General features: G+C 78.2%; 15 protein-coding genes and 1 pseudogene. 6 read left to right on the top strand and 10 right to left on the bottom strand.

Features of this window, described 5'->3' with window-relative positions:
* Window positions 1-2: 2 nt before the first annotated feature.
* Window positions 3-3,551, bottom strand: a complete 3,549-nt coding sequence (locus AC2TDM_RS03545) for a DEAD/DEAH box helicase (protein ID WP_484635844.1) — start codon at window positions 3,549-3,551, stop codon at window positions 3-5.
* A gap of 105 nt (window positions 3,552-3,656) precedes the next feature.
* Here AC2TDM_RS03545 and AC2TDM_RS03540 point away from each other — a divergent pair, with 105 nt between their 5' ends.
* Window positions 3,657-6,131, top strand: a complete 2,475-nt coding sequence (locus AC2TDM_RS03540; protein ID WP_090031756.1) for a DEAD/DEAH box helicase — start codon at window positions 3,657-3,659, stop codon at window positions 6,129-6,131.
* Window positions 6,132-6,163: 32 nt separating this feature from the next.
* Here AC2TDM_RS03540 and AC2TDM_RS03535 read toward each other — a convergent pair whose 3' ends face one another.
* The 7 genes from AC2TDM_RS03535 to AC2TDM_RS03505 form a co-directional block, all read right to left on the bottom strand.
* Window positions 6,164-6,586, bottom strand: a complete 423-nt coding sequence (locus AC2TDM_RS03535; RefSeq protein ID WP_484635843.1) for an Rv3654c family TadE-like protein — start codon at window positions 6,584-6,586, stop codon at window positions 6,164-6,166.
* Complete coding sequence (locus AC2TDM_RS03530) at window positions 6,583-6,975, bottom strand: TadE family type IV pilus minor pilin (RefSeq protein ID WP_484635842.1); 393 nt, start codon at window positions 6,973-6,975, stop codon at window positions 6,583-6,585. The genes AC2TDM_RS03535 and AC2TDM_RS03530 overlap by 4 nt, the downstream gene beginning before the upstream one ends.
* A gap of 65 nt (window positions 6,976-7,040) precedes the next feature.
* The gene (locus tag AC2TDM_RS03525; RefSeq protein WP_090031753.1) at window positions 7,041-7,298 is read right to left on the bottom strand and encodes a DUF4244 domain-containing protein; all 258 of its coding nucleotides are present in this window, start codon (window positions 7,296-7,298) and stop codon (window positions 7,041-7,043) included.
* Window positions 7,299-7,460: 162 nt separating this feature from the next.
* Window positions 7,461-7,976: a type II secretion system F family protein gene (locus tag AC2TDM_RS03520; protein WP_175499362.1), complete on the bottom strand. Its 516-nt coding sequence runs from the start codon at window positions 7,974-7,976 to the stop codon at window positions 7,461-7,463.
* Window positions 7,973-8,764, bottom strand: a complete 792-nt coding sequence (locus AC2TDM_RS03515; protein WP_239078930.1) for a hypothetical protein — start codon at window positions 8,762-8,764, stop codon at window positions 7,973-7,975. The genes AC2TDM_RS03520 and AC2TDM_RS03515 overlap by 4 nt, the downstream gene beginning before the upstream one ends.
* A complete protein-coding gene (locus AC2TDM_RS03510) occupies window positions 8,761-9,948 on the bottom strand; it encodes a TadA family conjugal transfer-associated ATPase (RefSeq protein WP_373308454.1) in 1,188 nt (395 codons plus the stop codon). Before AC2TDM_RS03510 ends, AC2TDM_RS03515 begins: the two co-directional genes overlap by 4 nt.
* 113 nt (window positions 9,949-10,061) lie before the next feature.
* The gene (locus AC2TDM_RS03505; protein WP_484635841.1) at window positions 10,062-10,895 is read right to left on the bottom strand and encodes a CpaE-like family protein; all 834 of its coding nucleotides are present in this window, start codon (window positions 10,893-10,895) and stop codon (window positions 10,062-10,064) included.
* Window positions 10,896-10,987: 92 nt separating this feature from the next.
* On the opposite strand from AC2TDM_RS03505, the pseudogene AC2TDM_RS03500 reads away from it, so the two are divergent.
* Window positions 10,988-11,551 (top strand): annotated as a pseudogene (locus tag AC2TDM_RS03500) (haloacid dehalogenase-like hydrolase); the annotation flags it as partial.
* A gap of 112 nt (window positions 11,552-11,663) precedes the next feature.
* Window positions 11,664-12,065 carry an HAD family hydrolase gene (locus tag AC2TDM_RS03495; RefSeq protein ID WP_484635840.1) on the top strand — a complete coding sequence of 134 codons (402 nt, stop codon included), beginning with the start codon at window positions 11,664-11,666 and terminating at the stop codon, window positions 12,063-12,065.
* Between the two features lie 36 nt (window positions 12,066-12,101).
* Here the strand turns inward: AC2TDM_RS03495 and AC2TDM_RS03490 are convergent, their stop codons facing one another.
* Both AC2TDM_RS03490 and AC2TDM_RS03485 read right to left on the bottom strand, forming a co-directional pair.
* The gene (locus tag AC2TDM_RS03490) at window positions 12,102-14,435 is read right to left on the bottom strand and encodes a hypothetical protein (RefSeq protein ID WP_484635839.1); all 2,334 of its coding nucleotides are present in this window, start codon (window positions 14,433-14,435) and stop codon (window positions 12,102-12,104) included.
* Window positions 14,435-17,386 carry an MMPL family transporter gene (locus AC2TDM_RS03485; protein WP_484635838.1) on the bottom strand — a complete coding sequence of 984 codons (2,952 nt, stop codon included), beginning with the start codon at window positions 17,384-17,386 and terminating at the stop codon, window positions 14,435-14,437. The genes AC2TDM_RS03490 and AC2TDM_RS03485 overlap by 1 nt, the downstream gene beginning before the upstream one ends.
* A 126-nt stretch (window positions 17,387-17,512) precedes the next feature.
* Between AC2TDM_RS03485 and AC2TDM_RS03480 the strand changes: the two genes are divergently transcribed.
* The 3 genes from AC2TDM_RS03480 (at window position 17,513) to AC2TDM_RS03470 (ending at window position 19,423) form a co-directional block, all read left to right on the top strand.
* Window positions 17,513-18,163 carry a TetR/AcrR family transcriptional regulator gene (locus AC2TDM_RS03480; protein WP_484635837.1) on the top strand — a complete coding sequence of 217 codons (651 nt, stop codon included), beginning with the start codon at window positions 17,513-17,515 and terminating at the stop codon, window positions 18,161-18,163.
* Between the two features lie 91 nt (window positions 18,164-18,254).
* Window positions 18,255-18,656 carry a PadR family transcriptional regulator gene (locus AC2TDM_RS03475; protein ID WP_484635836.1) on the top strand — a complete coding sequence of 134 codons (402 nt, stop codon included), beginning with the start codon at window positions 18,255-18,257 and terminating at the stop codon, window positions 18,654-18,656.
* On the top strand, window positions 18,653-19,423 hold the full coding sequence (locus tag AC2TDM_RS03470) for a hypothetical protein (protein WP_484635835.1): 771 nt from the start codon (window positions 18,653-18,655) through the stop codon (window positions 19,421-19,423). Before AC2TDM_RS03475 ends, AC2TDM_RS03470 begins: the two co-directional genes overlap by 4 nt.
* Window positions 19,424-19,448 lie beyond the last annotated feature (25 nt).

The following is a 19,448-nucleotide window of genomic DNA, read 5'->3' as shown; positions in this document are numbered from 1 at the left end:
CGTCACCGGTCGGCGTCGAGCAGCGTGCGCACCTCCGCGGCGGTCAGTCGGCCGCCGGTGAGCTCCTCGCCGCCCAGCACCGACGCGAACAGCGCCGCCTTGGCCCCCTTGAGCGCCATCACCTTGTCCTCGATCGTCCCGGCCGCGACCAGCCGGTAGACCATCACCTGCCGGGTCTGCCCGATGCGGTGCGCGCGGTCGACGGCCTGGGCCTCGGCCGCCGGGTTCCACCACGGGTCGAGCACCACGACGTAGTCCGCCTCCGTCAGCGTCAGGCCGGCACCTCCGGCCTTGAGGCTGATGAGGAACACGGGCGCGTCGCCGGAGCGGAACCGCTCGACGACCTCCGGCCGCCGGCGCGTGGCGCCGTCGAGGTACGCGTAGGCCGTCCCCGCGGCGTCCAGCCGCTCGCGGACGCGGCCCAGCACCGAGGTGAACTGCGAGAACACCAGGACGCGGTGCCCGTCGGCGACGATCTCCTCGAGCATCCCGGCGAGGTGGTCGAGCTTGGAGGCCGGCACCCCCGCGTGCCGCTCGTCGACGAGGGACGGGTCCAGGGCGAGCCGGCGCAGCAGCGTGAGCGACCGGAACACCGCGAACCGGTTGCCGTCGAGGTCGTCCAGCAGCCCCAGCACCTTCTGCCGCTCCCGCGCCAGGTACCGGTCGTAGAGCGCCCGGTGCCGGGGCGCGAGCTCCACCTCCACCGCGTGCTCCAGCCGCGGCGGCAGGTCGGCCGCCACGTCCTCCTTCGTGCGCCGCAGCAGGAACGGGCGGATGCGCCGACGCAGGTCCGCGAGCCGCGCGGTGTCGCCCTCGCGCTCGATGGGCGTCCGGTACCGCTCGGTGAACCGCTGCAGCGACGGCAGCAGACCCGGGGCGACGAGCCCGAGCAGCGCCCACAGCTCCAGCACCGAGTTCTCCAGCGGCGTGCCGGTGATCGCCACCTTCAGGGGCGCCGGCAGGGTCCGCGCGGCGGCGTACCCGCGCGAGGTGTGGTTCTTGAGGGTCTGCGCCTCGTCGAGCACGAGCGCGGACCAGCCGACGCCCTGGTGCTCGTCGGCCTCGAGCCGGAACAGCGCGTAGGAGGTGACGACCACGTCCGCCCCTGCGGCCACCTCCGCCAGGGACGTCCCGCGCCGCGCCGCCGTCGCCTCCACCGTGCGGACGACGAGGTCCGGCACGAAGCGGGCCGCCTCCGACGCCCAGGCACCGACGACGGACGTGGGGGCCACGACGAGCACCGGGCCGGCCCGGCCTGCCGTGGTCGTCCGGTACCAGGTCGCGAAGGTCAGCACCTGGAGCGTCTTGCCCAGCCCCATGTCGTCGGCGAGCACCCCGCCCAGACCGGACTCCGCGAGCCGGCGCAGCCAGGCGTACCCGGCGCGCTGGTAGGGCCGGAGCGTGGCGGCGACGCCCGGCGGCACCTCGACGTCCGACGAGGGGTCGGCCAGCGTCGCGAGCCGCTCCACCGCCGACCGCCACGCCCGGGCCTGCTCGACGACGACGCCCACCGCCTCGAGCTCGTCCCACGCGGACACGTCGTAGCGGCTCACGCGCAGACCGGCGGCCCGACGCGGGTCGTCCAGTGCCCGCGCCTCGGCGAGCAGGGCGCGCAGGGCCTCGAGGGCCGGGCCGTCGACGCGCGCCCACAGGCCGTCGTCGAGCATGACCCGGTCCTGCCCGGCGGCCATGGCGGTCAGCACGCGGGCCAGCGGCAGGTCGCGCCCGTCGACGCGCAGCTTCACGGACAGGTCGAACCAGTCCCGGTCCCCGCCGAGCCGGGGTGCGGCCGCGACGGGACCAGGCGTGACGTCGGTCGCCGCGCCGGGGGCGAGGTCGGTCGCGGAGCCGGACGCGTCGTCGGTGCCGTCGTCCCTCCCGTCGTCGGTACCGCCGGCGGAGGTCCGGACGTGCACCTCCACCGGTGCCGACGCCTCGCGGAACTCCGGCAGCGGACCGGTGGCGCGCACCTCGACGTCCGGCAGGTCCGCGAGCGCCGGCAGCACCGCCCCGGCGAGGGTCACGCCGTCCCACGCCTGCAGCACCGCCCCGTCGGAGCGGCCGTCGGCGTGGTCGTCGAAGCGGCCGTCGGAGCGCCCGACGAGCAGCGGCGCCACGAGGGCCGCCCGCAGGCGCTCGGACGAGCCCGGCACGGTCGGCGCTGCCGCGGCCAGGGCCGCGTCGACCGTGGCCGACGTCGCGGCGAGCACCCTCGCCTCGTCGTCGACGCGGCGCCACGGCTGCGCCGCCCGGTCGAGCGGCCCGACCGGCACGGCCGGCGGGCCGCCGCCCTCCTCCCCGCGGTAGGCCCACGTCCAGCGCGCCGCCACGGTCAGGTCCTCCCCTGGCACCAGCTCCAGCCGGAGCACGCAGCGCGCGGGCGACGGGACCCGCACCGACGTGTCGCTGCTGGTCAGGGGGAGTACGGCGGCCAGCCGCGGGGCGTAGCCCGACCAGAACGCGTCCGTCGTCCCCTCGGTCACGCGGAGCGGCGAGGGGAGGGTCAGCAGCGACTCCGCCCGCCGGTCCACGTGCCCGTCGAGCCGGGCGAGCACGAGGTCGCCCGAGGCGCCGGTCCAGTACGCGGCGACCGGTTCCGGCGCGCCGACCAGGCCCAGCGCCTCCGGTGCCGGCTCCGGCACCTCCGGCGCCGTGCCGTCCGGCAGCAGCAGGCGCGCCTGCACGACGAGCTCCCCCTCCACCTCCCGCAGGTCCACCACCGCGCGCACGGCGCCCGGCAGCAGCGTCACCGGACGGAACGGGGCCTTCGGGGCCACGAGCGGCACGCCGAGCCGACCGAGCTCCTCGAGCGCCGCCCAGACGAGCGGTCCCGGCGCCCGGTCCAGGGCGATCCAGGCGGCGGTCGCGCCCCAGCGGTACGGCGTGTCCTCCTCGGTGGCGCGGTGCAGCGCGCGCAACGCGGCCCGCTGCTCGGGCCGTGTCGTCAGCGCGTAGCCGTGCAGGACGTCGGACCAGGCGGCGCCGGTGCGGACCCAGCCGCCCCGGTCGCTGCGGACGGCCGGCCGCGCGGCGAGCCGTCGCGGCCGCGGTGGACGCAGCCGGCTACCTGCCGGGTCGTCCTGCACCTCGACGAGGAGCGCCAGGTCCCGGACGGTCCGCGCGGGCCCCGACGCCTGGGGAGGGGCTGCGAGCACGCCGTCGAGCAGCGCGCTCCACACCGGGGCCGTCGTCCCCCTGGCGCCGGTGCCCGCGCCCGCGGGTCCCTTTGCCGCCGTCCCCGCACCCGCGACGCCGACCGGGCCTCCCGTCCCGTCGCCCGTGCGCTGCAGCAGCGCCGCCGCGACGTGCTTGCACCACCCGCCGACCGGGCACGTGCAGTCCGCCGCCCGGACCGTCCGTCCCCGGAACCGCACGCGCACGACGTAGGGGTGCGGCGCCGAGCCCGCCACCACCGCGTCGAGGAGCTGCTCGGCCGCGTCCCACGACCGGCTGCGGACGCGCCCGCGGTGGGCGTACTCGAGCCCCCGCGTGAACGCCGCCGGCCCGACGAGGTCGACGACCTCCTCGACGCGCAGCGCGGGCGGTGGCATGCGGGCCAGGGTAGGTGGCGGCACCCACACGGTCCCGCCCACCTGAGGAGCCGGGGCCGGCCCGGCGTGAGCCGTCCACCGGGACCACCGCCGGGCGGTGCGAGGATGGAGGCCGTGGAGTCCGGGGCGCTGCTCGACGTGCTCGTCGCGCACGGGCGACGGGCCGACCGGGTCACCCACCTGCGCCGTACCGAGCCGCGCGAGGGCCGGTCGGCGGACTGGCCCGCCTGGTCGGACCCGGCCGTCGTGGCCGGCTACCGCGCGCTGGGCGTGGACCGCCCGTGGACGCACCAGGTCGAGGCGGCCGAGCACGCCCGTGCGGGCCGGCACACCGTGCTGGCGACGTCGACGGGGTCGGGCAAGTCCCTCGCCTTCTGGCTCCCGGCGCTGACCGCCGCCCGCGCCGCCGTCACCCCGCCGCCGGCGGCGACGAGCGGTCGCATCGAGACCGTCGGCCGCCGCGCCACGACGCTCTACCTGTGCCCGACGAAGGCGCTCGCCGCCGACCAGCTCTCGGCCCTGGACCGGCTGCTCGGCGCGGGCGCGGTCACCGACGTGCGCGTCGCGACGTGCGACGGCGACACCCCGCGCGAGGAACGGCGCTGGGTGGCCGACCACGCCGACGTCGTGCTCACCAATCCCGACTTCCTGCACTTCGCGCTCCTGCCGCAGCACCGCCGGTGGGCGCGGCTGCTCGGGTCGCTGCGCTACGTCGTGCTCGACGAGTGCCACGCGTTCCGCGGGGTCTTCGGCGCGCACGTGGCCCTCGTGCTGCGGCGGCTGCGGCGGCTGGCCGCCTCGTACGGCGCCGCCCCGACGGTCCTGCTCGCGTCGGCCACGACCGCCGACCCCGCCGTCAGCGCCGCCCGGCTCGTGGGCGTGGAGCCCGACGAGGTCGCGGCCGTGACGGCGGACGGCTCCCCGACGGGCAGCCGCACGATGGTCCTGTGGCAGCCCCCCGCGAAGGAGGGCACCGGCCGCGACGGGTCCGCGCCGTGGGCGTCGCTGCTGCCTGAGGAGGACCCCTGGTCGGGCGACCACCCGCGCCGCACCGCCACCGCCGAGGTGGCGGACCTGCTGGCCGACCTCACGAGCGCCGGTGCCCGGACGCTGGCCTTCACGCGGTCGCGCCGTGCGGCGGAGTCCGTCGCGGCGGCCACACGCGCGCACCTGGCGGAGGTCGACCCGGCGCTGCCGGCGACCGTCGCGGCGTACCGCGGCGGCTACCTGCCGGAGGAGCGACGGGCCCTGGAGGCCGCGGTCCGCACGGGTCGGATCCGCGCCCTGGCGACGACGAACGCGCTCGAGCTCGGCGTGGACATCTCCGGCCTCGACGCGGTGCTGCTCGCGGGCTGGCCGGGCACGCGGGTGTCGCTGTGGCAGCAGGCCGGCCGCGCCGGCCGTGCCGGTGCCGACGGGCTCGTCGCCCTGGTGGCCCGCGAGGACCCGCTCGACACCTACCTCGTCACGCACCCGGAGGCCGTGCTCGACGCGCCCGTCGAGGCGACCGTCTTCGACCCCGGCAACCCCTACGTGCTCGCCCCGCACCTGTGCGCGGCGGCGCAGGAGCTGCCGGTCCGCAGCGAGGAGCTCGACCTCTTCGGCCCGCGCGCGGCCGGGCTGCTCGACGTGCTCGTCGCGCAGGGTGCGCTGCGCCGCCGGGCGTCGGGCTGGTACTGGACGCACGCGGAGCAGGCCGCGCGCCTGACGGACCTGCGCGGCACGGGCGGCGACCCCGTGCGCGTCATCGAGGCGGCCACCGGTCGCGTGCTCGGCACGGTCGACGCGGCGTCGGCCGACGCGCAGGTGCACGACGGGGCCGTGTACGTGCACCAGGGTGAGTCGTTCGTCGTCGAGCGCCTGGAGCTCGCGGACGCCGTCGCGCTCGTCACACGCCGGGACGTCGACTACGGCACGTGGGCCCGCTGGGTGACGACGACGGAGGTCGTCGAGACCGCCCGCAGCACGTCCTGGGGCCCCGTCACGTGGTCCTTCGGCATGGTCGACGTCACCACCCAGGTCCTGGGCTACCAGCGCAAGCGCATCCCGGACCTGCAGGTGGTCGGGGGCGACGACCTCGACCTGCCCGCCCGGACGCTGCGCACCGCGTCGGTGTGGTGGTCCGTGCCGGCGGAGGTGCTGCTGGAGGCCGGGGTCACCGTCGAGCTGACCCCCGGGGCGCTGCACGCGGCTGAGCACTGCGCCATCGGCGTGCTGCCGCTCCTGGCGACGTGCGACCGCTGGGACCTCGGCGGCCTGTCGACGGCGCTGCACGCCGACACCGGTCGGGCGACCGTCTTCGTGCACGACGCGTTCCCGGGCGGCGCCGGGTTCGCCGAGCGGGGCTACGAGCTGGCCGAGCGCTGGCTGACCGCCACACGGGACGTGCTGGCCACCTGCCCCTGCCCGTCGGGCTGCCCGGCCTGCGTGCAGTCCCCCAAGTGCGGCAACGGCAACGACCCGCTGGAGAAGGCCGCCGCGCTGCGCCTGCTCGACGTGGTGCTGGCGCACGTCCCGGGCCCGCCGGACGGGGACCTGGAGGACGCCGAGGGGGCGGAGGAGCCCCTCGCGGTCCCCTGACCGGGTGCGGGCCCGGGGGGGCGGCGCCCCGCTCACCGCAGGCCCGCACGCGCGTGCCGGACCAGGTCGCCGGTCGGTGCGGTGACGCGCACCGACACGCGCAGCGAGCCGTCCACCACCACGACGCAGCTCACCACCTGCGCCCCGTTGCGGGCCGCGGTCGCGCCGGCCGTCCCGCACCCAGGATCACCGACGAGCGCTGCGGCGGCCCCGGCGAGCGCCGCGAGGTCGGCGGCGGTGCTCGCCCGGGCGGCCGCGACGACCGACCCCCCGGCGACCGCCAGCACCGCCGCGACGGCGAGCACCGCGCCGGCGAGCGCGAGGACCAGCGCGGTCCCCGACCCGCGGTCCGCGGGCGAGGTCCGGCTGCCGGCCCGTCCCGCGGCCCGCTCGCCCGGACGCCCGCCGGCCCGCCCGCCGGTGCCGGGACGGACCGGGGAGCGCGGCGGCGTCACGGTTCCGCCCGGGCCGTGGCCGAGCCCGACACCCGCACCGGTGTGGCCCAACGGCCGAGCGTCACCGCCCTGCTGACCGTGACGGTGACCCAGGGCCCGGACGGTGCGACAGTCACCCGAGCACCCCCACCCGCGGCTTCCTGCGCCGCGGCTGTCACCTCCGCCGCACCCTCGCCGAGCGCGGCGGCGCGGGCACCGGCACGTGCCGCGTCCTCGCACGCCAGCCGCGCGGCCACCGCGCCTCCGCCGGCCAGCACCAGCGCGAGGAGCACCACCACGACCGGCAGCGCGAGCGCGAGCTCGGCCGTGACGCTCCCCCGGTCCCGCCCGGTGGGCCGGACGGCACGCCGGTGCGGCCGCCGGTGCGCCCCACGCACCCGCACCGGCACCCGCACCCGCTCCTCAGCGGAGCGGTGCGCCGGCCGGACCGCGCGACCGGGGGAACGCCACGCGTTCACGACGCGAGGGCCGCGCGGACGATGCCGAGCAGCAGCGAGCGCACCTGCTCGCTCTTGAGCACCACCAGCAGGATCCCGGCGAAGCCGACCGCCGCGAGCGTGACGATGGCGTACTCCGCGGTGGCCATGCCCGCGTCCGGGCCGAGGCCGCCCCGGCGGCGCGCCCATCCCGCCACGACCCGCCCCCGGTGCCGCAGACCGCGCAGCCGACCTGCCGCCCGCACGAGACCGCGCGCCCCTGTGCTCCTCATCATCTGTCCCTCCTCCCGGGCGGCCCCGGCGGCCGCCGCAGGACGACGGTGCCGGATGCGCCCCCGCCGTCGTGGTGGCGCTCCTCGGGTCCGGGGACGACGCGGTCGGAGGCGGGCTGGGGACGGCTCGCGGGCGTCCCGGCGCGCCCAGGGGCGCGCAGCCGCTCACCCGAGCAGGTCCTGCAGCAGCGAGAGCACGACGGGCACGAGCCCGAGCAGGACGAACGCCGGCAGCAGGCAGGTCCCGAGCGGCAGCAGGAGCCGGACGCCCAGCGCGCCCGTGGCCGCCCGGGCGGCGGCGCGCTGCTCCCGTCGGCGCCGGTCGGCGAGCGCGCGCAGACCCGGGGCCGCCGGCGCTCCTCCGGCCCAGGCGGGCGCGAGCGCCGCCGCGAGGCCGGACGCCCACGTCACGTCCTCCCACGCGCTGCCCCAGGTCGCGCCGAGCAGCAGCGCCGCGGCCACCCGGCGCAGGTCCTGCCCGCGCCCGCCCCCGATCGCCGCGCCGACGGCGTCGAGGACGCGCGGGACGGGGGCGCCCGTCCCGACCGCCGCCGCGACGAGCTCCACCACGAACACCTCCGGCACCACGACCTCACCGGGCGAGGCAGCCGCCGGCGCCTGCGAGGGGCGCGGCGGGACGCCGACGCCCAGCGCCCGTACCCTGCGACGCACCCGCCTCACGGCGCGCGCCCGGCCTGCTCGGCGCGCGCCAGCAGCGCCGCGGACCAGCGCCGGCCGACGACGAGCAGCACCACGCCGAGCACGACGGCGGCCGTCCCGGGTCCGCCGTCCGTCGCCGCGGCGAGGGGGTCCGCGCCGAGCGCGAGCCCGACACCGGCCCCGAGGAGCGGTAGCCGGCCGAGCAGCGCCGCCGACGCACGCGGGCCCGCGACCGCCGCGCGGCGCTCCCCGTCCACGTCGGCCTGCGCGGCGACCGCGTCGGCGACGTGCTCGAGCACGGGCGCGAGCGGCGCGCCGAGCGTCCCGGCCAGTCGGGCGGCGGCCACGACCACCGCCGCCTCGACCGCGCCGGGCGTGGCGTCGCCGAGGGGCGCCTCCGCATCTCGTCGGACGAGCGACCGGAGCGAGGGCCGGCGGGTCCCCGCCGCTCCGAGCTGGCCCACCGAGGGCACCCCGTCCGCGCCGACGGGCCCGGCGGCCGTCCCGAGCACCGCGGACCAGGCCGCCGCCGGCGCGACCCCGGCGCGCAGCCGGGCCGCGACGTCGAGCAGGACGGCGTCCAGCGGTGGTGCGGGGCGACGCGTCGCGCCCCGGGGCGTCAGCCCCTCGCGCCGTCGCCGCCCGCCACGCGCCCCCGGCCGCGCCTCCTCGTCGCGGTCGTCGCCCGTCACTGCGGCGCTCGGCCGCGCCGTCACGGCGGGCGTGCGCGACGACGCCGGTCCCCCCAGCAGCAGGAGGACGAGCGCGACCACCGACAGCACGGCTGCCGCAGCCGCGCCCGTGCTCACACCGGGCCCCGCACGTCGAGCCGCTCCTGCAGGCGGGCCCAGGCCGGCCCGGCCGTGACCCCGCCGCCCGCCCCCACCTCCAGGGCGGACGTGACGACGAGCGTGCCGTCGCCGCCGCGACCCAGCACCCCGACGGACACCAGGCGACGACCGCCGCCCGGCACCCGCCGGAGGTGGAGCACCGCCTCGAACGCGGCCGACGCCTGCGCCGCGACCGCCGCCCGGTCGAGCCCCGCCAGCGCGGCGAGCGCCTCCAGGCGTGCCGGCACGTCGGCCGCCGCGTTGGCGTGCACCGTGACGCAGCCGCCCTCGTGCCCGGTGTTGAGCGCGGCCATCACGGTCGCGACCTCCGCCCCGCGGCACTCCCCGAGCACGAGCCGGTCCGGGCGCATGCGCAGCGCCTGCCGGACGAGGTCCGTGAGGTCGACGCCGCCGGCGCCCTCGACGTTCGCGCGGCGGGCCAGCAGGCGGACGACGTGCGGGTGCCGGGGCGCGAGCTCGCCGGACTCCTCGACGACGAGGACGCGCTCGTCGTGCGGCACCAGGGACAGCAGGGCCGCCAGCAGCGTGGTCTTGCCGGCCCCGGTGGCACCCGACACGACCAGCGAGGCCCGTGCCGCCACGAGCGCCGCCAGCACCTCGGCCAGCCCCGGCGCCAGCGTCCCGGCGGCGGTCAGCTCGGCGAGCGTGAACGCGCGGGGGCGCACGACGCGCAGGCTGAGCAGCGCGCAGCCGTCCGCGACCGGCGGCAGCACCGCGTGCAGCCGCGTCCCGTCCGGCAGCCGGGCGTCGACCGTGGGCACCGCGTCGTCGAGCCGCTGCCCCCCGAGCGCGGCGAGACGCACCGCGAGCGCGCGGACGTCCTCGACCGTCCCGAGGGCGAGGTCGGCACGCCGCAGGGTCCCCGCCCGCTCCACCCACACGTCTTCGGGGCCGTTGACGAGCACGTCCGTGACCGCCGGGTCGTCGAGCAGGGGCTGCAGCGGGCCGGCGCCCGCGAGCGCGTCCCGGGTGGCGGCGACGAGGGCGTGGGCGCCCTCGTCGCCGAGCACGAGGCCCGCGGCACGCGCGGCGGCCCGCACGGCCGCCGGGAGGTCGTCCGGCGTGGGCCCCGCCGGACCGGCTCCGCCCGCGGTGCCGCTGAGCCGGTGCCGGACGTCGGCCAGCAGCCGTGGCGGCACCACGACGGCGGGGTCGCCCTCCTCGTGCCACGCGGCGGCGGGGACGTCCCCGCCCGCCCGGTGCTCGACGGCCGGACCAGCCGCACGGGCGACCCGCCCGGTCCGGGCCACGGCGCTCACCGCGACCGCCCGTCCAGCAGCCGGCGGGCAACGCGGGCGGCCGGACCGCCCAGACCCACGGCACCGCGCTCCCCCGCTCGCGCCACCGACCGGCGGTGCGGCAGCCGCGCGGCGGCCCGGAGCCCGAGGGCCGTCTCCACCTCGGCGACGCCGAGCCCTCCGGGCGCCGGCCCGCGGGTCACGAGCAGCACGTCGACGCCCGGCGCGCCGGCGTCCGCCAGCCGTGCCAGCACCGCCAGGGCACCGGCCACCCCCGCGAGGTCCTGCGGTACGACGAGGACGACCGCGTCGCACCGGGGCGCGACGGGCACGAGCGCGTCGCGGCCGACGTCGAGCACGACGAGCCCGTGCACGGCCGCGAGGCCCTCCAGCGCGGCCACGACGACGGCCGGGGAGGGTAGGCCCGGCCGGCGGTGGTCAGCACTGAGCACCGCGACCGGCCCCCACCGGGGCAGGAGGGCGACGAGCTCGTCGCCGTCCAGCGCACCCCGGGCCCCCGCGAGGTCCGGCCACCGCACCCCCGCGTCGTCCTCGACGCCGACGAGCAGGTCCACCCCCGCGCCGTCGGGCACGAGGTCGACCAGCACCGTCGCCGTCCGCGGACCCCCGACGCGGGCGAGCGCCGCCGCCACCGTGGAGGCACCCGCCCCGCCCCGAGCGCCCACGACCGCCAGCACCAGCGCCGCGTCCTCCGGGTGGTCCCGCGTCCCGGCACGGGCCCGGTCAGGACGAGGACCGGTCGCCGACGGGACCTCGGTGCACCTGGATCGGGCAGGGGCGACGAGGTCGTCCCCGGGCAGGGTCGGCAGGGCGGCTCGCGCGTCGGACATGCCCGGGAGGCTGCTCGCGGCGGGGCGACCGCGGGGCTCGACCACTCCCGGCAGGGGAGCAGGACGCGCCGGCAGGGGCTGGGGACGGCTCGGTGCGGGTCGTCCCCAGGGGCCGCCGCCGGACGCGCGGCTCACGGACGCCACCCCTACGCTCGCCGCACCGGGTCGGCCTCGACGAGGGCGACCCTCGCGAGATCGACCCGGGGACCGACGACGACGACGGGGAGGTGACGGCGGTGGACGACGCACGGGCGCGGGGGACGGCCTCGCCGACGAGCACCTCCCCCACGAGCACCTCTCCGACCAGCACCTCGCGCACGGGCACAGTCCCCGCGACCGCGACGCCGAGCCCCCCGTCGTCCGCGGCGGCCTTCTTCGACCTCGACAAGACGCTCATCGCCACCACGACCCCCGCCGCGTTCTCGGCGGCGCTGCGGCGCACCGGCCTGCTCACCCGGCGGGCGATGCTGTGCGCCGCCCGGGCCCAGACGGCCTTCCTGCTCCGCGGCGCGACCGCCGACCGGACCGAACGACTCAAGCAGGCGATGACGCCCCTCGTGCGCGGCTGGGACGTCGACGTCCTCACGCGCGCCGTGGCCGACGCCGCCGAGGAGTCGGTGCGCCCGCTGCTCTCGCCGGAGGCGGTGGCGCTCGTCGAGGAGCACCACGCGCAGGGCCGCGCGGTCGTCGTCGTGTCCGCCTCGCCGGAGGAGATGGGTCCGCCCGATCGCGGCGCTCATCGGCGCCGACGCCGTCGTCGCCAGCCGCATGCACGTCGTCGACGGCCGGTACACCGGCGCGGTGGAGTGGTACTGCTACGGCGAGCGCAAGGCCGAGGCGATGCGCGCGCTGGCGGCCGAGCACGGCTGGGACCTGGCCGCGAGCTACGCCTACTCCGACTCTGTCACGGACGCGCCCATGCTCGCGGCGGTCGGCCACGCGTTCGTCGTCAACCCGGACCGCGCGCTCGTCGGCCGGGCGCGCGCCGAGGGCTGGGGGCAGCTCGTCTTCCGCCACCCGCGCCCGTTCGTCCTCGTCCCGGGCGCCCGCACCGCCGGGGTCGCGGCCGCTCTCGCGGCCGTGGCCGCCGCCGTGGTCGCGGCTCGCGCCCTCGCGCTGGTGCGCCGTGGCGCCCGGGCCGCGGTCGTCGCGGCCGCGGGTCCGACCTGACGACGAGCGGCCGAACCCGCGGCCGCCCACCAGCGATCAGGCCGCGCGGGCCCACTGGGCCAGGCGCCCGGCCGGCACGACGCGGCGGCGCGCGACCGCGGCCGTCGTCAGCGCCAGGCCCAGCAGCGTCCACACGACGAGCACCGCCGCCGCACCGCCGACCCCGCCGGAGCCGTTGACGACACCCTGCAGCCCCCGCAGCGACGCGGCCAGCGGCAGGACGCCGAACACCGCGTCGAGCACCCCCGGCACCGTCGAGACGACCGCCGTCGCCAGTCCCACGACCGCGACCAGCACCGACACGAACCGACCGACGCCGCCCAGGACCGCCACGAGGCCCTGGTTGACCGCCGCGAACGCCACCCCGGTCAGCGCGCACAGCACGGCGAGGGTGACCCAGCCGCCGGGCGCGAGGCTCAGCGCACCGGCGAGCACCGCCACCAGCGCCAGCCCCTGCACGACCCCGACGAGTGCCGCCGGCGCGAACGACCGCAGCGCCAGCACGACCGAGGGCCGCGTCGACGGCAGCGCTCGCCGCGTGACCGCCCCCAGGACGAGGAACGTCGCGAGCCCGCCCAGCCAGAGCGCCACGGTCACGAGGAAGGGCACGCTCGTCGAGCCGAAGAGCGAGCCGTCCTCGCCCTGCGCCGCCACCGGGTCGGCGACGACCTCGGCCAGGCTCCGCGCCTCCTCCGTCGTGTAGGAGGGCACCTGCTCCGTGGCCTGCTGCAGCCCGCCGGCCAGGTCCGTCGCGCCCGACGACAGCTGGCCCGCGCCGCCCGCGAGCGCACCGGCGCCCTCCGCCAGCTCGTCGGCCCCCGAGGCGGCACTGCCGGCGCCGGTCGCGAGCCTCCGGGCCCCTGCCGCCGCGTCGTCGGCGCCGTCGGCGAGGGAGCGGGCCCCCGTCGCGGTCTGCTGCAGCGCGCCGGACAGGGTCCCGAGGCCCGTCGCCGAGGCGGCGACGCCGTCCGCGAGCTGGCGTCCGCCGGCCGCGAGCTGCGGGACGCTCGCGGCGAGGCCCCCCGGCCCGTTCACGGCGGCGTCGAGCGCAGCCGCGCCCTGGGCGAGGCCCGCGGCCCCGGCCGTGAGCGTGGGCTGCCCGCCGACGGGCGCGCTGCCCTGCTGCGCCTGGACGGCGGCGACGAGCCCCTGGCACGCCGCGTCCGAGCCGGCCGCACACCCCTGCGCGGCCTGCTCGATCCCGTCGAGGAACGTGCCCACGCCCGTCGAGAGCGCGCTCGCCCCCGCCGCGAGCGACCGCGTCCCCGACGCGAGCCCGTCGCCGCCGGTGACGCCGGCCGCGAGCGCGTCCAGGCCCTGCGTGAACTGCTGCGCCCCGGGCACGGCCGCCTGTGCCGCCTGCGCCGACGACGCCGTCTGCGTCGCGATCTGCCCCAGCCCGGCGGCCAGCTCGTCGGCGCCGTCGGCCAGCTGCCCCACGCCGTCGGCGAGGTCGTCCGCGCCGGAGGCGACCTGCCCGACGCCGTCCGCCAGGGACGCGGAGCCCGAGGCCACGCCCTGCGCGCCCGTGCCGAGCTCCCCCGCTCCGGAGGCGAGCCGGCCCGCGCCCTCGGCGGCCTGGCCCAGGCTCTCGTTCAACGTCGAGAACCCGACGTAGACGTTCTCCAGGTAGGAGGTCGTCAGCTCCTGGTCCAGCAGCCCGACCGCCGTGCTGGTGACGGCCTGGGCGACCGCCCGGTCGACGAGGCGGGAGCGCTCGCTCGTGGCGATGTCGATCGTCGCCTGCTCCGCAGCGGACGCCTCACCACCGACGGAGGTCGCGGCGGCCGAGAAGGACGAGGGGATCGTCACGACGGTGGCGTAGGTGCCGTCCGCGAGGCCCTCGGCGGCGTCCTCCTCGTCCGTGAGGACCCATGTGAAGTTCCGCGACGAGTCCGACCCCGACACGTTGGCGACCGCGTCGTCGTCGACCGTCGCCGAGGGCGAGGCCGCCAAGTTCGTCGACCCGTCGGACGTCACCAGGGCCGACGCGAGCTGCCGACCCAGCGGCACGGTCTGCCCGTCGAGCTCGACGGGGGTGTCGAGGTTGACGATCGCGGCCGTCACCCGGTCGAGCCGCTCGGTCGGCTGCCACAGCGCCCACGTCAGCAGCCCGCCGACGGTGAGCGGCACGAGCACGAGGCCGAGCAGCGTGAACCAGGTGGCGCGGCCCGACGAGCGGGCCCGCTCGGGGTGCAGCAGCCCGCCGCGCCGGTCGCGCCGGGCGACGCGCACGGCCGACGCGCCGCGTGCGGGGACGACGAGGCCCCCCTCGCCCCTGTCGGCGGGTGCAGCGGCGTGCGCCGGCACGTGGGCGGCGTCGTGGGCCGGGACGTGGGCAGGGACGTGGCCGCTGGTGGGCTGGGCCATCAGAGCACCTTCTCGAGGTCGTGCGGGGCGCCGTGCGAGGCGTCGGCGGCGTCGTGCGAGGGCGTGGCGGCCGGACCGACGGCGGCGCGCGCCGCTGCGGCGGCGTGCGCGGGGACGTCGACGACCGTGGCGGGCCCGTCGGGCAGCAGCCCGACCAGCGCGTCGGGCCTCAGGCAGCTCACGACGAGGGTCATCGGACGCCCGTCGACCGCGGCGGCCGCCCGTGCGCGGGCGATCTCGTCGTGCACCTCCGCCCGCAGCACCGGGTCGCCGACGGCGTCGAGGTCGTCGACCACGACGATCGGCGCCCGCGCCGCGAACGCACGGGCCAGCTCCCCGACCGGGTCGACGGCGCGCGTCAGCGACGCGACCGCCACGCGCGCGCGGATGGCCGCCGCGCGCTCGGGCGCGACCAGCCCCGCGACCTTGAGCGTCCCCGCGTCGGCGTGCGCGCGCCCGGCCAGGGTGAGCAGCAGCGCGGTGCGCCCGCTGCGGTGCGGTCCGTCGACGACGAGCGTGCCGCCGGTCGGCACCCGCAGCGCCACCCCGTCGTAGATCGGGGTGCCGTCCGGCGCCTCCAGCCGCAGCCCCTCGGCGGCGATCGCGAGGTCCGCACCCGGCTCTGGCCAGTCGGCGAGCGCCAGCTCGCGCGCCAGCCCCTCCCCCTCGACGTCGAACGACGGCAGCACGCGGTCGAGCCGCCGCGGCATGTGCCACGCCCGGTCGCCCAGGAGCTGCAGCACCGCCGGCACGAGCGTCATCCGGACGACGAACGCGTCGACGAACACCCCGACGGCCAGCCCGAGCGCGATGGGCTTGATGTTCACGTCGCCCTCGGGCACGAAGGCCGCGAAGACGGAGAACATGATGACGGCGGCCGCCGTGACGACCTTCGCCGAGGCGAGGAACCCCGACCGGACCGCGGCGCGCGCGTCGCCGCCGTGCACGTAGTCCTCGCGCATCCGGGAGACGAGGAAGACCTCGTAGTCCATCGCCAGCCCGAACAGCACGCCCATGAGGACGATGGGCATGAAGGAGATGATCGGCCCGACGCGGTCCACCCCGATGAGCTCCGCGCCGTGCCCCTCGACGAACACGAGCGAGACCACGCCGAACGACGCGCCGACCGACAGCAGGTACCCCAGCGTCGCCTTCAGCGGCACCCACAGGGACCGGAACACCATCGCCAGCAGCACGAACGACAGCCCCACGACGAGCACCCCGAACGGCAGCAGCGCCGCGCCGAGCTTGTCGGAGATGTCGATGCCGACGGCCGTCTGCCCCGTCACCGACAGGTCGACGCCGTACGTGTCCCTGAAGTGGTCGTGCAGGCCGCGCAGCTCGGCGACGAGGTCCTTCGTCGCCTCCGAGTCCGGCCCGCCCTCGGGCACGACCTGGATGATCCCGGTGTCGGCGGAGGCGTTGGGCGTGGCCAGGGGGACCGCGGCGACGCCGGGCAGGTCGGCGATCTCGTCGGCGAGGTCCTGCATGAGCCCGAGCGGGTCCGTCGAGCCGATGATCGTGCCGGTGACGATGAGCGGGCCGTTGTAGCCCTCGCCGAAGTTCTCGGCCAGCAGGTCGTAGGCCTGGCGCGCGCCGGAGCTCTCCGGCTGGGAGCCGGCGTCGGGCAGGGCCAGGCGCAGGTTCGTCGCCGGCAGCGTGAGGGCGCCCAGCGCGCCGACGACGAGCACGACCGTCAGCAGCGGCCAGCGGGTCGCGGCGCGGACCCACCCGGCGAAGAAGCGGTTCTCGCGGACGGGCGCGTGCGCGACCGGGGCCGTGACCGCCGCGGCGGCGCCGGGGGTGTCGGCAGCGCCGGTCGCCGCCGTCGCCCCGCCGCGCGCCCCCGCCGCCAGCACCGCCTCCTCCTCCTGCGCCTGACGCTCGGCCCGACGAGCGGCCCGGCGCGCGGCGCGCCGCCCCGGCCGCAGCCGCTCGCCCGCGAACCCGAGCAGCGCCGGCGTCAGGGTGAGCGCGATGACGACGGAGATGCCGACGGCGACCGCCGCGGCCACGCCCATCGTCGTGAGGAACGGGATGCCGGCGACCGACAGCCCGACGAGCGCGATCATCACCGTCAGGCCGGCGAAGACGACGGCCGACCCGGCGGTGGCCAGGGACCGGGCCGCCGCCTCCTCCGGGTCCAGCCCCGCCGCCAGCTCGTTCTGGTGCCGGCTGATGATGAACAGCGCGTAGTCGATGCCGACGGCCAGCCCGAGCATGAGCGCGAGCAGCGGCGTCGTCGAGGAGATGGTGGCCACCGACGTCGCCGCGAAGATGCCGGCCATCGCGATGCCGACCCCGAGCACCGCGGTGAGCAGCGGCATGCCGGCCGCCAGCAGCGAGCCGAACGTCAGCACCAGCACGACGAGGGCGACGAGCAGGCCGAGCCCCTCGGTGATGCTGACCGCCGGCACCTCGTTGGCGAACAGGTCGCCCCCGAGCGCCACCTGGGCGCCGTCCGGCAGCGCCGCCGCCAGGTCGGCGCGGACCTCCTGCAGCGACTCCCTCGTCGCCTCGCCGACGCCCTGCGCCTGCCCGTCGAGCTGGACGCTCACCACGGCCGCCGACCCGTCGTCGGACACCGCACCGGCCACCGCGCCCTCGCCGGTCGCGAACGGGTCGGTCACGGCGGCCACCTCCTCGAGGTCGCCGAGCGCCGCCACGGCGTCCTCCACCGGGCCCTGCACGGCCGGGTCCGTCACCTGCGACCCGCCCGGCGAGACGACGACCAGCGAGGCCGTCGCGCCGCTGACCTGCGGGAAGGTGCGCGAGAGCTGGCCGAGCGCCTCCCCCGACTCCGTCCCCGGGATGGAGAACGTGTTGTCCGTGCCCTGGTTGAGCAGCCCCGCGGCGCCCCCGGCGAGGACGACGACGACGAGCCACAGCACGGCTACGCGGCGGTGGGCGCGGAACACCCAGCGGCCGAGGCGGTACAACGACGAGGACACGGTGCTCCCGGGGCAAGAGGTGGGACGGCGCGATACGTCGGTGTATCCGATGCATGAACGTATCCGATACAGTGGCGCATCGACAACCCGTCCCGCGCCCTCAGCACCGCCGTCGCCAGGAGCACCGTGAGCATCGCCGCCCCGTCCGCCGCCCCCAGTGCCCGCCGGGGCCGCACCCGCGAGCGCCTGCTCGACGCGGCGTACGAGGCGTTCGCGGACGTGGGCCTCGCCGCCGTCTCGGTCGAGCAGATCTGCGAGCGCGCCGGCTTCACGCGCGGCGCCTTCTACTCCAACTTCGAGACGAAGGATGAGCTGTTCTTCGCGCTGCTGGACCGCGAGAAGGAGCAGCGGCTGCGCCAGCTCGAGGAGGGCATCGACGCCCTGCTGCCCACGGACGGGTCGGGCGCGGACCTCGACGACGAGCGCATCGGCGCGGTGGTGGTCGAGCTCATCGCGGGCCCGCTCGACACCCGGCAGTGGTGCGTGATGCACCTGGAGCTCGAGCTGCTGGCACTGCGCGACCCGGCGGTCGCCACCCGCTTCACGGCCGACCGCGAGCGGCTGCTGGCCTCGGTGCTGCCGCTGGTCGACCGGGCGCTGAGCCGTGCCGGGCGCGCGTTCCGCGTCAACCCGGAGGTCGCGCTACGCCTGCTCATCACGACGCACGGGGAGCTGCAGCGCGCGGCCGTCATGGCCGGCGAGGACGTCGGCGGGCCGGCGATGCAGCGCGGCATCGCGGACGTGGCGCTGGCCCTGACGCGCCGCGTCCCCGCGTGATCCCCTTGCAGCCCTGACCCTCCTCCGCCAGGTGGCCTCTCCCGCACCACGGTAGGTAGACAGTCTTTCTAGATCGCTCTACTGTCCACTCATGCCCGACGCCGCCTGGCCCAGCGAGTGGCTGCGCGGCGTGCTCGAGCCGTGCGTCCTCCGCGTGCTCGTCGAGGGGCCGACCTACGGCTACGCCATCGCCGAGCGTCTCGACGCCGCCGGTCTCGGCCGCCCCAAGGGCGGCACCCTGTACCCCCTGCTCGGCCGCATGGAGGCCGCCGGGCACGTCACGGTCGAGTGGCGCGCGGGCGACGGCGGCCCCGGCCGCAAGTACTACGCCCTGACCGCGGAGGGCAGGGACGCCCTCGCGGACGCCGCGTCGCGGTGGGCCGCCTTCACGGCGACCACCGGGGCGCACCTCGGGGCGGACCCCGGCTCCACCAGCAGCACCATCACCAGCACGAGCTCCGTGCGCACCCTCACCGCCGTGGAGGACCGATGACCCGCCCCTCGCCCGCCGACCCGTCCGCGCTCGCACCGCACGTCGACAAGGGCTGGGCCGACGCCTTCGTCCTGGAGCTGCGTCTGCTCGACGTGCCCGGCGACCGCATCGGCGACGCCCTGGCAGAGGTCGAGGCCCACTGCCGCGACTCCGGGGAGCCGGCCGCGGAGGCCTTCGACGAGCCCGTCGCCTACGCCCGCTCGCTCGACCTGCCCGCCGTGCCCGCCCAAGGCGACGGGGTCGGGCCGGTCGTGCTCGGCTCGGTGCTGCAGGTCGCCGCGCTGTTCGCGGTCCCGACCGCCGTCGGCGCGCTGGGAGGGACCGGAGCCGTCGAGGTCGCCGGCGGCGTGCTCGTCACCGCCGTCGTCACCCTCGTCGTCATCGCGCTGCTCGGCGTCGCGCACGGTCCGTTCCTGCGGGCCGTCGTGCACCGCCCCGTCGTCGCGTGGCTCGTGGTGGTGGCGGCGATGGTCGCCGCCGTGCTGCCGGCGGCGCTCTGGCGTGATCTCGTGCTGGCCCTGCCTGCGGCCGGCGTGCTCGCCGTCGGGCTGCTCCTGCTCATCGCCGGTGCTGTGGTCCAGCACCGGGCCCTGGGCGAGGGCGACCCGGTCGTCGCCCCTGCCGGATCGACCGCCGCCTCGTCGCCGGCCGATCCGGACGGCGCTGACGCCCGCCGGTCCGCTCGTCGGACGACGACCGCCCTGTCCCTGCTGGTGCCGGTCGCGACGGTCCTGCTGTCGGCACTGGCCTGGGTCACGGCCGGCTGACCGGCTCCGCGCCGCGCTCGTCGGA

The sequence above is a fragment of the Cellulomonas sp. plas2 genome (assembly GCF_057221735.1).
This window is presented reverse-complemented; position numbering and strand designations above follow the sequence as displayed.

Bases quoted from the DNA above. Each gene is read 5' to 3' on its own strand.
- AC2TDM_RS03545 (WP_484635844.1), bottom strand. From the start codon at position 3,551: ATGCCACCGCCCGCGCTGCGCGTCGAGGAGGTCGTCGACCTCGTCGGG.
- AC2TDM_RS03540 (WP_090031756.1), top strand. From the start codon at position 3,657: ATGGAGGCCGTGGAGTCCGGGGCGCTGCTCGACGTGCTCGTCGCGCAC.
- AC2TDM_RS03525 (WP_090031753.1), bottom strand. From the start codon at position 7,298: ATGATGAGGAGCACAGGGGCGCGCGGTCTCGTGCGGGCGGCAGGTCGG.
- AC2TDM_RS03505 (WP_484635841.1), bottom strand. From the start codon at position 10,895: ATGTCCGACGCGCGAGCCGCCCTGCCGACCCTGCCCGGGGACGACCTC.
- AC2TDM_RS03495 (WP_484635840.1), top strand. From the start codon at position 11,664: ATGCACGTCGTCGACGGCCGGTACACCGGCGCGGTGGAGTGGTACTGC.
- AC2TDM_RS03490 (WP_484635839.1), bottom strand. From the start codon at position 14,435: ATGGCCCAGCCCACCAGCGGCCACGTCCCTGCCCACGTCCCGGCCCAC.
- AC2TDM_RS03475 (WP_484635836.1), top strand. From the start codon at position 18,255: ATGCCCGACGCCGCCTGGCCCAGCGAGTGGCTGCGCGGCGTGCTCGAG.
- AC2TDM_RS03470 (WP_484635835.1), top strand. From the start codon at position 18,653: ATGACCCGCCCCTCGCCCGCCGACCCGTCCGCGCTCGCACCGCACGTC.